Here is an 823-nt window from a genome sequence, read left to right as displayed (position 1 = left end):
CTCAACTTTAGATCCTGGTTCTGCACTTACTTCAACTGGTGTCTTAGTTCCTGCTTTATCTGTTAGATCTGTGTTGATTTCTGGTTTAGCTGGCGCTTTTGTATCTGCTGTTGCTTTTTCTGGTGCGCTTGGTTGTGATACATTTCCTGCTGGATCTGTTGCTTTCGCTGTTACGTCTCCTGCTGGAAGTTCTACTGTTGGTGTGATTGTAGCTTTTCCGTTTTCGTCTGCTACGCCTTCACCAATCTTGTGACCATCTTTATCAAATAACTCAACTTTAGATCCTGGTTCTGCACTTACTTCAACTGGTGTCTTAGTTCCTGCTTTATCTGTTAGATCTGTGTTGATTTCTGGTTTAGCTGGTGCTTTTGTATCTGCTGTTGCTTTTTCTGGTGCGCTTGGTTGTGATACATTTCCTGCTGGATCTGTTGCTTTCGCTGTTACGTCTCCTGCTGGAAGTTCTACTGTTGGTGTGATTGTAGCTTTTCCGTTTTCGTCTGCTACTCCTTCACCAATCTTGTTACCATCTTTATCNAATAACTCAACTTTAGATCCTGGTTCTGCACTTACTTCAACTGGTGTCTTAGTTCCTGCTTTATCTGTTAGATCTGTGTTGATTTCTGGNTTAGCTGGCGCTTTTGTATCTCCTGTTGCTTTTTCTGGTGCGCTTGGTTGTGATACATTTCCTGCTGGATCTGTTGCTTTCGCTGTTACGTCTCCTGCTGGAAGTTCTTTCGTTGGTGTGATTGTAGCTTTTCCGTCTTTTCCTGCTACGCCTTCACCAATCTTGTTACCATCTTTATCGAATAACTCAACTTTAGAT

At 42.5% G+C, this 823-nt stretch carries 1 protein-coding gene; it reads right to left on the bottom strand.

Annotation, left to right across the window (positions count from 1 at the left end):
* A partial coding sequence (locus D8787_RS11590) for an Ig-like domain-containing protein (protein ID WP_260471401.1) occupies positions 1 to 823 on the bottom strand: 823 nt, incomplete at both ends.

The organism is Streptococcus mitis, assembly GCF_003944325.1.
Taxonomy (GTDB): domain Bacteria; phylum Bacillota; class Bacilli; order Lactobacillales; family Streptococcaceae; genus Streptococcus; species Streptococcus mitis_CW.
The sequence above is the reverse complement of the archived record's forward strand: the minus strand, read 5'-3'. Positions and strand labels throughout refer to the sequence as shown.